Annotated in this window: 12 protein-coding genes and 1 pseudogene; 10 read left to right on the plus strand and 3 right to left on the minus strand. The window is 43.4% G+C overall.

The annotated features are described in order from the left end of the window. Nucleotides 1–85 precede the first annotated feature (85 nt). A complete protein-coding gene (locus tag BT112_RS10035) occupies nt 86–4054 on the plus strand; it encodes a two-component regulator propeller domain-containing protein (RefSeq protein WP_072317259.1) in 3969 nt (1322 codons plus the stop codon). 44 nt (nt 4055–4098) lie between these two features. Beyond that, a complete protein-coding gene (locus BT112_RS10040) occupies nt 4099–4368 on the plus strand; it encodes a hypothetical protein (RefSeq protein ID WP_072317233.1) in 270 nt (89 codons plus the stop codon). Between the two features lie 120 nt (nt 4369–4488). Here BT112_RS10040 and BT112_RS10045 read toward each other — a convergent pair whose 3' ends face one another. Then, nucleotides 4489–4908 carry a hypothetical protein gene (locus tag BT112_RS10045; RefSeq protein ID WP_139276099.1) on the minus strand — a complete coding sequence of 140 codons (420 nt, stop codon included), beginning with the start codon at nt 4906–4908 and terminating at the stop codon, nt 4489–4491. A 140-nt stretch (nt 4909–5048) separates the two neighbouring features. Then, nucleotides 5049–5450 (minus strand): acyl-CoA thioesterase, encoded by a 402-nt coding sequence (locus tag BT112_RS10050; protein ID WP_072317235.1) that lies wholly within the window; start codon nt 5448–5450, stop codon nt 5049–5051. 150 nt (nt 5451–5600) lie between these two features. Here BT112_RS10050 and BT112_RS10055 point away from each other — a divergent pair, with 150 nt between their 5' ends. Beyond that, nucleotides 5601–6233 carry an NAD(P)H-dependent oxidoreductase gene (locus tag BT112_RS10055; protein ID WP_072317236.1) on the plus strand — a complete coding sequence of 211 codons (633 nt, stop codon included), beginning with the start codon at nt 5601–5603 and terminating at the stop codon, nt 6231–6233. Between the two features lie 42 nt (nt 6234–6275). Beyond that, nucleotides 6276–7478, plus strand: coding sequence for a DegT/DnrJ/EryC1/StrS family aminotransferase (locus tag BT112_RS10060; RefSeq protein WP_072317237.1), 1203 nt, complete (start codon nt 6276–6278; stop codon nt 7476–7478). A gap of 446 nt (nt 7479–7924) precedes the next feature. Here the strand turns inward: BT112_RS10060 and pdxR are convergent, their stop codons facing one another. Next, nucleotides 7925–9346, minus strand: coding sequence for a MocR-like pyridoxine biosynthesis transcription factor PdxR (pdxR, locus tag BT112_RS10065; protein ID WP_072317238.1), 1422 nt, complete (start codon nt 9344–9346; stop codon nt 7925–7927). Nucleotides 9347–9446: 100 nt separating this feature from the next. Here pdxR and BT112_RS10070 point away from each other — a divergent pair, with 100 nt between their 5' ends. The 6 genes and pseudogenes from BT112_RS10070 (at nt 9447) to BT112_RS10095 (ending at nt 13349) form a co-directional block, all read left to right on the plus strand. Further along, a complete protein-coding gene (locus BT112_RS10070; RefSeq protein WP_072317239.1) occupies nt 9447–9944 on the plus strand; it encodes a cupin domain-containing protein in 498 nt (165 codons plus the stop codon). Between the two features lie 21 nt (nt 9945–9965). Then, nucleotides 9966–10865 (plus strand): dihydrodipicolinate synthase family protein, encoded by a 900-nt coding sequence (locus tag BT112_RS10075; protein WP_072317240.1) that lies wholly within the window; start codon nt 9966–9968, stop codon nt 10863–10865. A 20-nt stretch (nt 10866–10885) separates the two neighbouring features. Next, nucleotides 10886–11116: a thioredoxin family protein gene (locus BT112_RS10080; protein ID WP_072317241.1), complete on the plus strand. Its 231-nt coding sequence runs from the start codon at nt 10886–10888 to the stop codon at nt 11114–11116. Nucleotides 11117–11204: 88 nt separating this feature from the next. Then, nucleotides 11205–11537, plus strand: coding sequence for a 2Fe-2S iron-sulfur cluster-binding protein (locus BT112_RS10085; protein WP_072317242.1), 333 nt, complete (start codon nt 11205–11207; stop codon nt 11535–11537). Nucleotides 11538–11722: 185 nt separating this feature from the next. Beyond that, nucleotides 11723–12136 (plus strand): annotated as a pseudogene (locus BT112_RS10090) (YggS family pyridoxal phosphate-dependent enzyme); the annotation flags it as partial. 196 nt (nt 12137–12332) lie between these two features. Further along, on the plus strand, nt 12333–13349 hold the full coding sequence (locus tag BT112_RS10095; RefSeq protein ID WP_245776987.1) for an IS4 family transposase: 1017 nt from the start codon (nt 12333–12335) through the stop codon (nt 13347–13349).

The raw sequence follows: 13349 nt of genomic DNA on the forward strand, positions 1-13349 counted from the left end.
AAACCAGGGAATTGAAATGATATGTGGAAAAATGAGATGATTTGTATAGGTGTATTTTATCCGAAATGAATTGATTTGCAGGTATATGAAAACAATTTATCTGTTATTGATATGCTGTCTTCTGACAGTGGGGGTACAGGGCCAGGACTACACGTTTAAGAAGCTGAGAGTCGAAGACGGTTTGTCCCATAATGCGGTGGTCTCTATGCTTCAGGACCAACGTGGCTTTTTGTGGTTTGGTACCAAGGACGGCTTGAACCGCTACGACGGATATAACTTTAAACTTTTCCAGTACGAGGCCGGAAATGACAAAAGCCTGGGGAGTAATTTTATCCGTTGTTTACACGAATACGACGGTTACCTCTGGGTGGGTACCGATACGGGACTCTTTCGTTATGAAGAGCTTACGGAATCTTTTACCCCGGTAGAAAGTACATTAAATCAGCCTGTACTTGATATTGAAGGAGATCTTTACGGAAACCTCTGGTTTATTGCTTCCGGTAACCTGTATCGTCTGAACACCAGAACGGGAAAAGAGGAGAAGTTCAGTCGATTTTCGGTGACCTTCCTTACCGGTAATGAGGCCGGGGAAGTTTTCGTGGCTTCGTCGGAAGCGCTATACCGCTTTGTGCCTGATAATAATTCGTTTCAGAAAATTGATTTTACCGAAGGACCTTATGCCGGAGAAGATCTTGAGATCACTGCATTGTCGGCCGGGGGAAAGGATACCTTATGGATAGGCACGAAAAACCGCGGAGCCATGGTATACAGGGAATCTGTAAAACAATTGACCGCCTTGTTGCAAGAACGCGAAAACCCGCTGTATGTGAGGGATTTTCTGAAAAAAGGAGATGATGAGCTGTGGATAGCCAGTGAGTCGGGGCTCTATATTTACAACCTCCGTACGAAAAACTATAAAAACCTTAAAAAAAGTTATAACAACCCATATTCCCTCTCCGACAATGCCATTTACACGCTGGTACTCGACAAGGAAGAAGGCGTGTGGATTGGGACTTATTTCGGGGGGATCAACTATTACCCGAAGCCATATACGCCTATAGCACGGTATTTTCCGAGGGTCGGGGAGAATTCTATCAGCGGTAATGCCGTTCGGGAGATCAAGAAGGACCGTTATGGGGATCTTTGGATAGGAACAGAAGATGCCGGGCTCAACCGTTTTGATCCGGAAACCGGAACATTCGAGAATTTTTCTTCGGTCGGCGAAAAAGGGCCTTTGTCCAATTATAATATTCACGGATTGCTACCTGTTGATGATAAATTGTGGATCGGTACTTTCGAACACGGACTCGATATTATGGATATCCCGTCGCGCAGGATCGTAAGGCACTACGGGTCGGGAGACGATGAAGGACATCTTCGCAGCGATTTTATATTTTTTATATACGAAGGCCGGAACAGCGATATTTATGTGCTGACCTCTTCTGGAATTCATCGTTATCTTCCCGGGACCGATACTTTCGAAGTCGTGGAGGGTTTCCCGGAAGAATATCATTATACCTACCTTACCGAAGACCATAACGGGGTACTTTGGGCCGGAACCTACTGGGACGGTTTATTCTTTTACGACCCGAAAACCGGCGATAAAGGAGTGTACAGGTATGCAGCGGGAAATCCGGACAGCATCAGCTCTAATGTGGTGAACGGTATTTTTGAAGATTCCGAGAACCGTCTGTGGATTACCACGGAAAACGGGCTAAACCTTTTCCGCAGGGGAACTTCTGATTTCCGGAGGTTCTCCAAAAAAGACGGGTTTCCGGCAAATGTAACGTATTCTATACTCGAAGATGAAAATAAAAAACTCTGGATCAGTACGTCCAACGGCCTGGTGGAATTTGATCCGGAGACGGAAAAACTGAAGATATTTACCAAGGCCAACGGCTTGCTGAGCGACCAGTTCAACTACAGTTCTGCATTTAAGGACGAAGACGGTGAAATGTATTTCGGAGGGGTTTACGGGATGATAAGTTTTAATCCGGATACGTTTCTCACCGACAATTCGCATCCGCCTGTCTACCTGACAGGAATGAGATTGCACAATCGTGAAGTCCCGGTGGGAGCGGAAGATTCTCCCCTGGAAAAATCCATTTCGTTTTCCGATCATATTACGCTCGATCCCGGCGAATCCACATTTACGCTGGAATTTGCTTCACTCAGTTATACCGCACCGGGAATGACACGGTACTGGTACAAGCTGGAAGGATTGAATGACGACTGGATTGCCCTGGAAAAAAAACACGAGGTCAATTTTACCGAGCTCCCGGCAGGCGAATACAGTTTTAAGGTCAAAGCTCTTAACAATCACGGGGTCTGGAGCGGGGAAAATAATGCACTGCGGATAAAAGTGCTGCCCCCTTTTCTGGCCAGCCCTGCGGCTTATACCATCTATACCTTGATGTTTCTGCTTATGGTGTACCTGCTTTTGCAGTATTATCACAGTTATACAAAGCATAAGAACAACAGGAAGATCAGGCAGCTCGAAAACGAAAAGGAAAAGGAAATCTACCAGGCTAAGATCGAATTCTTTACCAATATTGCCCACGAGATCCGTACGCCGCTGACACTGATTACGGCCCCCCTCGAAAAATTGCTGGGCAAGACTTACAGATCTCCCGAAATTCCGAAAAACCTCGGGATTATGCAGAAAAATACCTCTCGTTTGCTCAACCTGGTCAATGAACTGCTGGATTTCAGGAAAACGGAGATGAAGCATGTGAAGCTGAGTTTTATCAAAGTAAACATCAGCGAACTGCTGGAGGATACTTATGTCCGCTTCAGCCAGTTGATCCAGGAAAAGGGATTGCTGTTCGACCTGGTAAAACCGGAAGGTGATGTGTATGCTTCGGTAGATGAGGAGGCTATCAAAAAGATACTGAGTAACCTCTTCAGCAATGCGGTTAAATACTCTAAAAGCCGCGTAAAGGTAAGCCTGGAACAGCACGAAACGAAGTTTTCCATCCAGGTGGAAAACGACGGACCTGTAATACCGGCACCGTTGAAAAAAAGAATTTTCGAGCCGTTTTTCCGTCTCCCCGGAGATGCGGGAAATACCGGGACCGGAATCGGGCTGTCTCTGGCTCATTCTCTGGCGGAGCTGCACGGTGGCACACTTTATATCGATGAAAACAAGCAGTCGGTAAATGCTTTTGTCCTGGAAGTGCCGCTACATCAGGCAGAAGAATTCAAGACGCTGGCCGCCGGGCACGAACAGGCCGATACGGCACGTGAACACGCTATTCCTGCATTCGATAAAAAGCTTCCCCTTATTCTCATTGCAGAAGATAATAAGGAAATGGCCGGGTTTATCCGGGAAGAATTGTCCGACAGCTACAATGTGATCCTGGCCCCGAATGGAAAAGAAGCCTGGGATCTGGTCAGGGATCACGAAGTGCAGTTGGTTATCAGCGATGTAATGATGCCTTTGTCGGACGGGGTAACATTGTGCAAACGAATCAAGGAGCGTATGGAAACGAGCCATATCCCCGTCATCCTGTTAACCGCCAAAAGCGCCCTCAATGCGCGGATCGAAGGACTGGAATCGGGAGCTGATGCCTATATTTCCAAGCCGTTTTCCATACATTACCTCAGGGTGCAGGTATCTAATCTGCTGAAGAACCGTAAAACCATCCTGGGACACTATTCGAGTTCGCCACTGGCACACCTGAAATCGCTGGCCACATCGAATGTGGATAAGAGTTTTATCACCAGGCTGGATAAGGTGATCGATAAAAATATCAGGGACCCCGAACTCAATATAGACCTGCTTGCGGAAAACCTGCACATGAGCCGCTCTACCCTGTACAGGAAGATCAAGGAGGTATCGAATCTGTCCCCGCATGAACTCATTAATATCAGCAGGCTGAAGAAAGCAGCAGAACTCCTGAAGACCACCGATATGAAGATCTATGAGGTTTCGGAAAGCGTCGGATATAAATCCCAGACGAGTTTCGGGAGAAATTTTCAGAAGCACTTCGGGATGACCCCTACGGAATATGTGAATGACGGGATGGAAAAAGCGGAGAAAAAAAGCGTATAGCATAACGTAAAGGTTTCGGAAACTCTTGTGTAATACTGGTAATTATGGAAATACTGCATGACATTTTATCAACGGTCGTACTGCGATTCGAAAACTGGGGAATACCGGGTATGATTATCCTGGTTATCCTGGCCTTGTTTATCTATATAAAAAGGGCAACGGACCATCGTGAAGAAGACAGCCCTTCAAAAGCAGAAGGGAAAAAGAATGCGGAGAAGAACACCGGACTAAGATCGCAGCGGCGTAGTACGGGATGTATGCTTACCGCACTTATCAGTATAGCCGTTCTTGTTATAGGCGTGCTCCGGATTTAATGGTTTTCTTTTTCATGTATAGGAAAAAGGTGAACAACCCGGCTAAAGGTCATATAAAAACCCGTTGTGCAGTAACAACGGGTAGGTCTTTTTCATGTCTGGTTTTGGGGGCAGACGGTGTTATTCTTCCCAGGCGATGTCGAGATACAAGGTCACATACCCGGATTCGTCTTCCATTCCCGGACCGATCGTTACAACCTTGGAACTTACAGCCATCCAGCCACCCTGCCCCTGGAACGCACCGAATTCGTAGGTGCCTTCGGGAAGGTCATCGATAAAAGCGGGCAAGCGTAAAAAACCGTTTACCCTGTCGTGCCGGGAATAATAATAGACACCTGTTTCTACATTCATGGCATAAAACCCTCCGAGGTCATAACTTCCGGATAGTGTCGGGGTGCCGGAAAGCGAGACAAGTCCCAGGCGGATATCGTGAGTTTCTACGGCAATTTGTCCTTCTACAGGATCTTTTGCCATGACTTTTCCCTGACAGGAAAGCGACGTTCCCAGGAACAGGGCCATTAATACAACTAATTTTTTCATAACGTATTAAATTTTGTAATTTCCCTGTAAGTTATTTCTTTTATTTTAATTTACCGGTATCTGCGGATTAATAAATGGTTAATCCGTAAGATCATCCCGGAATGCCCGGTGAATTCATATTCACCGCAAGCGGGGTTTCCCTAACTCCACGCATCTATGATAGGTGTGGGGTTTTTGTCGTCATCTACGGCCACAAAGGTAAAGTTCCCCGAAACGGCTTTTTCGCGGACATCTTCATACATGTTTTCCATAAATATATCAACCTGTACAATACAGCTTGTCCGGCCTACTTTGGTAATGTGGGCAATGAGTTCTATAAGTGTTCCCTGTGGGATGGGCTTGGTAAAGTCTATTTTATCGGTAGATACGGTGACTACTTTTTTACGGCTGAACCTGGTGGCACATATAAAAGAGGCCTCATCCATAAGTTGCAGCGCAGTTCCTCCGAAAAGGGTATCGTAATGATTGGTGGTATTCGGAAATACAGCCTTAAAAATCCGGGTTTCCGCCTTTTGGATCCGTTCCTTTATATGATCGTTCATGATGTTATTATTGTTAAATTGAAGCCCAAAAATACTATTTCTTTGGTCATTATTCTTACATTTGTTACGTATTTATCCGTACGGGGCTCCTGTAAAAGGTCAAGGATAAAACCATCTTGTTAAGCCCCGGCATTATCCAAAAAAAATAATATGAATACTATAGAGCAGCTACGGTGGCGCTATGCTACCAAAAAGTTTGATACTACGCGCAAATTGAACGACGACCAGGTAGCGGTGCTAAAAGAAGCTTTTAATCTTACGGCACTTTCTTTCGGACTGCAGCCGGTAAAGCTCGTCATAGTCAGTGATGATGCGAAGCGGGCGGAACTGCTTCCGCATGCTTTTGACCAGAAGCAGGTGACGGAAGCTTCCCATCTTTTATTGTTTTGCATCGAAACCGTGATCGATGAAGAATTTATCCGTTGTTATTTTGATAAGGTCAAGGCGGTACGCAATACCTCCGAGGAGATACTGAAGCCTTACCGGGATTTTCTCATTGCCGATTTTAACAAGAAAACCAGCGAGGAAATCGAGGCCTGGGCAAAAAACCAGGCTTATCTGGCATTGGGAAACCTGCTTACGGTATGTGCCATGGAAGGCATAGATGCCTGCCCTATGGAAGGTTTTATGCCCGAGAAGTTCGATAACGTACTGGGACTGGGACATGAGGGCCTGAAGTCCGTACTGATCATGCCTGTCGGATACCGTGCGGATGACGATATTTTTTCGACGATGGAAAAGGTACGGAAGGAAATCAGCGAAAGCGTTATCGAGATCAAATAGCTACAGCAAATAGAATACCAAACGATATAACAATACGATTTTATGCCCGGATTTGAACTCTTCGGAGATACGGAAAGGAAACATCTTAATGATGTTCTGGACAATGGCGTCCTGATGCGTTACGGTTTTGACGGTATGCGTAAAGGACACTGGAAAGCCAGGGAACTGGAAGCTGCATTATGTGAAAGAATGCATGCAAAACATGCGAAACTCGTAAGCAGCGGAACAGCCGCACTTACCGTGGCCCTGGCCAGTGCAGGGGTAGGGGCAGGTGATGAAGTGATTATGCCCGTATTTACTTTTGTAGCCAGTTTTGAATCGCTCATGGCCGTGGGGGCTGTTCCGGTACTGGTAGATATTGACGATACACTTACACTGGACCCTGCCGCTGTGGAAAAAGCGATAACACCCCGTACCAGGGTAGTGATGCCGGTACATATGTGCGGCTCTTCGGCGCAGTTACGCGAACTGAAAGCCCTTTGCGACAGGCATAACCTGCTATTGTTAGAGGATGCCTGCCAGGCTATAGGAGGAACTTATGACGGTAAACCGCTGGGAAGTTACGGAGATCTGGGATGTTTTTCTTTCGATTATGTAAAAACCATCACCTGTGGTGAAGGTGGGGGAATTATTACGGATAATGCGGAATACGCGAAACATGCCGATCATTATTCCGATCATGGACACGATCATGAAGGTAATGACCGGGGTGCGGAGCAACATCCGTTTTTAGGCTATAATTACCGGATTTCCGAACTGCATGCGGCTGTAGGGCTGGCACAGCTTTCGCGACTGGATGATTTTCTGTCCATACAAAAAAAGAATTATACGGTGTTGAGAACGGCTTTACAGGGTATTCCGGGGGTTACTTTCCGAAGAGTCCCTGAAGAAGCGGAAGAAAATTATTCTTTTCTGAGTTTCTTCCTGCCGGACGAAAGTACGACCCGGAAGGTACATAAAGCGCTTGGAGACTCAGGTGTGGACGGTTGTTTTTACTGGTATGACAACAATTGGCATTACATCAAAAAATGGGATCATCTGAAGCAATTAAAAGCATTGGGTAAACTACCTGCAGAGCTTGTAAAGGGAATGCCGGATTACAGTAAGATCGGTTTTCCTGCTTCCGATGCCATTATGGGCCGTACGATCTCCGTATTGATAAAACTGAGCTGGACGGCCCAAGAAGTAGAGGAAAGAGCGGTAAAGATGGCCGATGCCATTCGCGCTGTCCCGGAAATGTCCTGACACCGGCCTGTGATATGACATTAAAATAAATTTTCAGCAAAAATATATCAAAGAATAAGAGGTTTTACGGCTTTTTTCGATGATGAAACACAGGCAGTAATCAGCGAGACTCAGAAAGTGTAAGGTTACTGTTTCGTCACTTTTAAATCTCGAAACGAAGCTTTTTATTCTGTTGTTTTTTAGTTGTTTGTATGGTTTCTTAGCTTACATAAGTTTCATTTTATGATTAAGAATTACGGGTATGGAAACGACAGAAAAATCAATGTTTAAGGTATTGTTCCACCTCAAAAGAATGCTCCTAAGGAAAGCGGAAAAGCAGCCATGATGTCTGGGATTAGTGTAAACGGTAATCAGTCTGCATTTAGTACAAAGTTGGATATTTCCATAGTAAATAAATTGGGATGATAAGTAAGACCAATGGTTTTTTGTTTTACTCCATCTGAATATCACAACATTTTACCCAGAGCAATAATCCCCTCTTCCAATTCTTTTTCAGAAAGTGAGCCATAGCCCAATCTTATACCGTTTACGGTTTTATCGAGGCTATAAGTATCGGGCGTAATGATTTTGATGCCTTTGCTTTCCAGTTTTTCGGAGACCTGTAACCAGTCCACTTGCTTGTTAGAAACAATCCAAAATGCCAGACCACCTTCAGGAATAGTATAAGTTGCCTTGCCTCTAAGATGTTTTTTTAACAGGATTGCTGTAAAATCCCTTTTGGATCTGTAGTGATTTGTTGCCTTTTTGATATGCCGTTTTATTGTACCGTCTTTGATAAGTTGCAAAACAGCCTGTTCCATAATACTGTCGCCCTGCACATCAATAATCTTTCGTAAACTGCCTATTTTTTCGACCAGGCAACCGTCATTACTGGCCAAGTAACCGATACGCAAAGCAGGAGCAACAACCTTGCTCATTGTGCCAATGTAAACGTAGTTTTTCAGTTCCGTAAAACTTGACAAAGGCAAGACAGGACGATAACCAAAATGAAACTCATTATCGTAATCATCTTCAATAATCGTAAAACCGTATTTGTTGGAAAGCCTTATGAGCTCCAGTCTTCTTTTCAAACTTAATGTTGCAGTAGTCGGATATTGTCGATGCGGTGTAACATAAATTGCTTTTATCTTTTTGCCCGATTTGAGATAATAAATAACATCAGCTGTCAGTAGCCCGTCTTTATCTACCCTGACAGGCAACAGCTTTGCGCCTGCATTTTCAAAGGCAGACCAAGCAGGTTTATATCCCGGATTTTCAATGAGTACATAATCATCTTTTACGAATAAGCATTGTGCTGTCATATACATGGCCATTTGACTGCCACGGGTAATACAAATATCTTGTTCGTTTATCTGCATACCTCTTTGATGATTGAGCATTTGTACAATAGATGTTCTAAATTCCAAATCGCCCAATTCATTACCGTATCCCATCATCTGCCACCTTGCTTTTTGGTTGAAGATTTGGCGGTATGCCCTTGCCAGCTCCGTGATGGGTGCAATTTTGCTGTCAGGGTTTCCGTCATCAATCTGCAAATGGTAATGTTTGATTGACGTATTTTTTATAACGGAAGTTTCCTGATTGGTTTTTTGTGTGCTTTTGAAATCGGGCAATGTATCGGAAACAAAAGTGCCCTGTCTTTCTTTGGAAATTAACCAGCCCTCAATAAGCAATACATTAAGGGCTTCGACCACCGTATTCCGGTTGACCTTTAAAAGTTGTGAAAGGTTTCTACTGCCGGGTAAAGCATCACCGGGCTTTAACCTTCCCGAGTGAATATCTTTTATAATGGCATCGGCTATTTGCAGGTAAATAGCCTTGTCCAATTTTTCATCTAACTGTATTTCAAACTTCCAACCTCTTAACATCTGGACTATCTGTTTTTATGAAAACTGTATCAGTTTGGTAGTCCAAAGGTACGGTACTTTTGTATCGCAATAGTGCAAAGAATCAGTAATAATTTCAGTTATGTCAAAATTAGCAGCAGCGGCCGTAAAGAAATCAACCCACACTGAGCAAAAGCAATTCAGCTCAAAAGATTTTCATCAGACCTTTGCCAGGCCAACCTATGTAAAGCCCTCTCACGTTATTCACAAGAACGTTGAAAATGCAGGTGTACACAACCAGTTTTCGGAGGAAAGAAAACACCCGGTGTTCTTCGTTGACCTGCCGAGTAAAAATGTAAGTATGACCATCGGTGGTTTATTGCCCGGACAAAAAACACATCTGCACCGCCACACCTATGAAACTGTTTTGTATGTGCTCGAAGGTAAGGGCTGGACAAAAGTAGAGGATGAAATCGTAGAATGGGAAGCGGGTGATGCAGTATACATTCCGTCCTGGGCCTGGCACCAGCACCAGAATTTGAGCGATAGCGAACCGGCCAAATACATCGCTTGCGAAAATGCTCCGCAACTCCAAAACCTTGGCGTAGCATTACGTGAGGAAGAGGGCCGAGATTTTTAACCTTTTAAATAAGATCATAAAATGAATAACGTACCATTTAAAGGTGTGATCGCCTATCCGATTACACCTTTTGATAATAATGAGCAGATAGATATTGCCTTATTCAAAAAACAGGTGGAACGGTTGGTCACCACAGGTGCCCACGGTATTGCCCCGCTTGGAAGTACAGGTGTAATGCCTTACCTGAATGATGCCGAAAAAGAAGCCGTAACCGAGGCAACGATGCAACAGGTGGCAGGCAGAGTCCCCATATTGGTAGGCGTTTCAAACCTGACGACCGAGCGAACTGTTTATCACGCAAAATTTGCTGAAAAAGCAGGCGCTACAGCCGTAATGATCATCCCGATGAGTTATTGGAAACTAACCGATGATGAAATTGTGAAACACTATGACGAAGTAGCCTCCAAAATTTCCATTCCTATTATGGCGTACAACAATCCGGCTACTGGTGGTGTGGATATGTCACCTGCATTGCTGAAGCGTCTACAGGAAATCCCGAACGTAACGATGATAAAAGAAAGTACAGGCGATATCCAGCGTATGCACTACCTGAGGAAGGAATTGGGCGAAGAGGTCGCATTTTTCAACGGCTCCAATCCGCTGGCATTAGCCGCATTTTCTGCCGGAGCACGAGGCTGGTGTACAGCTGCTCCCAACCTGATACCCGAGCTGAATTTGGCACTCTATGATACCATACAGGAAAACGATCTGGAGAAAGCGAGAACGGTATTCTACAACCAAGTTGATCTCTTGAAATTCATTGTAGCCAAAGGATTGCCACGTTCTATCAAAGCAGGTCTGGATTTATTGGGTGTAGGCGGTGGAGGCTTTAAAAGCCCCATTCAACCACTTAGTCAAAATGAAATAGCGGAACTGGACGGTATCCTTTCCGCCATAGAAAACCAAGTTTATCAAAGTTAAATCGCTAAAAACAAGACAAAATGACAAAAGCAACTTTTTATCACGCAGGTTGTCCCGTATGTGTAAGTGCAGAACAGGATATTTTAAGTTTCATTCCAGAGAACCAGGTAGAAGTAATTCATTTGGGAGAAGATAAAGCCAAAGTAAAGGATGCAGAAGTGGCAGGTGTACAATCTGTTCCGGCATTGGTGCTATCTAACGGAAATGTATTACACATCAACTTTGGAGCTTCGATTGAAGATTTGAAGTAGCCATCCTTCAAAAGCCCGAAAGTGATAAAGAACTTTCGGGCTTTTATAAATATGGTTTTAGTAATGAGTTTAAAACAACCGAATTAATATGTCTCTTAAAGAAAAAACTAAACTTGCTGAAATTCAAGACGGGCGATCGGAAAACGTGGAAGTAACATTGACATTGCAAGGTGATACAAAACATATTCAGTGGAACAAACAGATTCCCTTACTTGATGCACTACTAAACGAAGGGATTGAAGCACCATATTCCTGTTGCAGAGGTACGTGTGGCACCTGTGTATGCAAATTGGAAGAGGGCGAAGTACGTTTAAAGCGAAATTTTGTTTTGTCTGAAGCCCATATACAGCAGGGTTTGATTTTAGCTTGCGTTTCTGTTCCTGTAAGTGATCGCATTAAAATAAACTATGATGAGTTTTGATTTACACGGAGATAATCACAGGTTTTAGACGAGTATTACAACAAACTGTTGTCCCAGTTTCCAACAGTATTGCAAAGTATAAAACGTAAATACAATATCTCATTTGCCGAAGCGAAAGACCATACGTTTACACTGGTAAAATCAGAACTGATAAGAACCTTGGAAGAAAAAATATGTATGGAAGTATGAACGAAGAAATTTTACAAAACATTGCCGTTATACAAGAACGAATAAACAATGCCTGCATAAAAAGTAACAGAAATCCTAACGAAATAAAATTACTATTGGCAACCAAAACCATTCCTTCGGAACGTATCAAAATTGCATTGCAGGCAGGATATACACTAATAGCCGAAAACAAGGTGCAGGAACTAAAAGAAAAATACGGAGCATTAAAAGAAGTTCCGCATACCAATCACTTTATCGGGCATTTGCAAACCAATAAAATTAAAGACCTGTTGAAATATAATGTGTCCTGCATTCAGTCGCTTGACCGTTTGGATTTGGCAGAGAAATTACACAAACGCTTACAGTTTGAAAACAAGATCATAGAAGTATTGATACAGGTGAATACTTCTAATGAAGAAAGTAAATTTGGTTTTAGTACATGACAAAACACTCTAATTGATTAAAAACCAATAAAATAGCTCTTTGATAATTTGTCAAAAAGACTGATATTCAGTATATTAAAGGAAAATTCACCACAAATTGCCTTTAAAAAAGAATACCAGTCTCCGCACGGAAGATACGCAATTGCTATCAATATTTAAAGCCCATTTTAAAGGGGAACTCCATTTGTCCAGGATCCGCCTGATCTGTCATTTTATCACGGCTTTATGCAAGGTAAAGTCTGTCAATTATTCCAAACTTAGTGTTGGATTTGACAGTAAGGCCTCGACTTTAAGCTGTTTTAGGCGTATTCAACGCTTCATGGCTGAGTCCAGCCTTTCTATGGAAATGGTGGCTAAGTTCATCTTTGAGCTATTGCCTGAAAAAAGTGCCCTTACATTGGTCATGGATAGGACCAATTGGAAGTTCGGCCAAAAAAACATCAATATACTAATGTTGGGAGTGAGTTACCGGAATGTGGCTTTCCCACTGATGTTCACTATGCTGGACAAAAGGGGAAATTCCAACGAGGAAGAACGCATTGCGCTTGTGAAGCGGTTTATCCAGTGGTTTGGCCGCGAGCGTATCGATTGCCTGTTAGCTGATAGGGAGTTTGTTGGCCAACATTGGATAGGGTTCCTCAATGAAAATGGCATTCGGTATCACATCCGTATCCGGAACAATTTTAAGGTCTATTGCTTTAAAAAGAACAGGAAGGTAACGGCCTTTCATTGGTTCCACCATCTGAAGATAAACCAATGTTGCCATTCCCCGAAAATAGTCAGGATGCATGGGGAATTGTGCTACCTTTCAGGGGTTAAGACCGTAAGGAACGGGAACATAGAATACCTGATCATTGTCTCTTATAACAAACCTGAAGAAGCTTTGGAATATTATCGGGAAAGATGGCAAATTGAAACCTTGTTTAAAGCACTCAAATCAAGCGGGTTCAATATTGAGGACACCCATGTAACACAATTAGACAGGGTGGAAAAGCTTTTTATGCTTACTATGATTGCCTTTGTATGGTGTTACAAAATTGGGGACTTTATCGATAGGAACATTAAACCCATTACCATCAAAAAACATGGGCGAAGGGCCGTGAGTGTCTTTAAAAATGGACTGGATTGCCTATCTAATTGGTTGCTGACAAATTTTAACAAATTGAAAATCAATTTCATAAATTTTTTGTCATGTACTTAG

Origin of the sequence: Sinomicrobium oceani (genome assembly GCF_900119185.1) — a bacterium.
Taxonomy (GTDB): domain Bacteria; phylum Bacteroidota; class Bacteroidia; order Flavobacteriales; family Flavobacteriaceae; genus Sinomicrobium; species Sinomicrobium oceani.

What these genes read in the sequence shown, in the direction of transcription:
- BT112_RS10075 (WP_072317240.1), top strand. Translation starts at nt 9,966, where the DNA reads ATGAATAACGTACCATTTAAAGGTGTGATCGCCTATCCGATTACACCT.
- BT112_RS10085 (WP_072317242.1), top strand. Translation starts at nt 11,205, where the DNA reads ATGTCTCTTAAAGAAAAAACTAAACTTGCTGAAATTCAAGACGGGCGA.
- BT112_RS10070 (WP_072317239.1), top strand. Translation starts at nt 9,447, where the DNA reads ATGTCAAAATTAGCAGCAGCGGCCGTAAAGAAATCAACCCACACTGAG.
- BT112_RS10060 (WP_072317237.1), top strand. Translation starts at nt 6,276, where the DNA reads ATGCCCGGATTTGAACTCTTCGGAGATACGGAAAGGAAACATCTTAAT.
- BT112_RS10055 (WP_072317236.1), top strand. Translation starts at nt 5,601, where the DNA reads ATGAATACTATAGAGCAGCTACGGTGGCGCTATGCTACCAAAAAGTTT.
- BT112_RS10045 (WP_139276099.1), bottom strand. Translation starts at nt 4,908, where the DNA reads ATGAAAAAATTAGTTGTATTAATGGCCCTGTTCCTGGGAACGTCGCTT.
- pdxR (WP_072317238.1), bottom strand. Translation starts at nt 9,346, where the DNA reads ATGTTAAGAGGTTGGAAGTTTGAAATACAGTTAGATGAAAAATTGGAC.
- BT112_RS10050 (WP_072317235.1), bottom strand. Translation starts at nt 5,450, where the DNA reads ATGAACGATCATATAAAGGAACGGATCCAAAAGGCGGAAACCCGGATT.
- BT112_RS10040 (WP_072317233.1), top strand. Translation starts at nt 4,099, where the DNA reads ATGGAAATACTGCATGACATTTTATCAACGGTCGTACTGCGATTCGAA.
- BT112_RS10035 (WP_072317259.1), top strand. Translation starts at nt 86, where the DNA reads ATGAAAACAATTTATCTGTTATTGATATGCTGTCTTCTGACAGTGGGG.
- BT112_RS10080 (WP_072317241.1), top strand. Translation starts at nt 10,886, where the DNA reads ATGACAAAAGCAACTTTTTATCACGCAGGTTGTCCCGTATGTGTAAGT.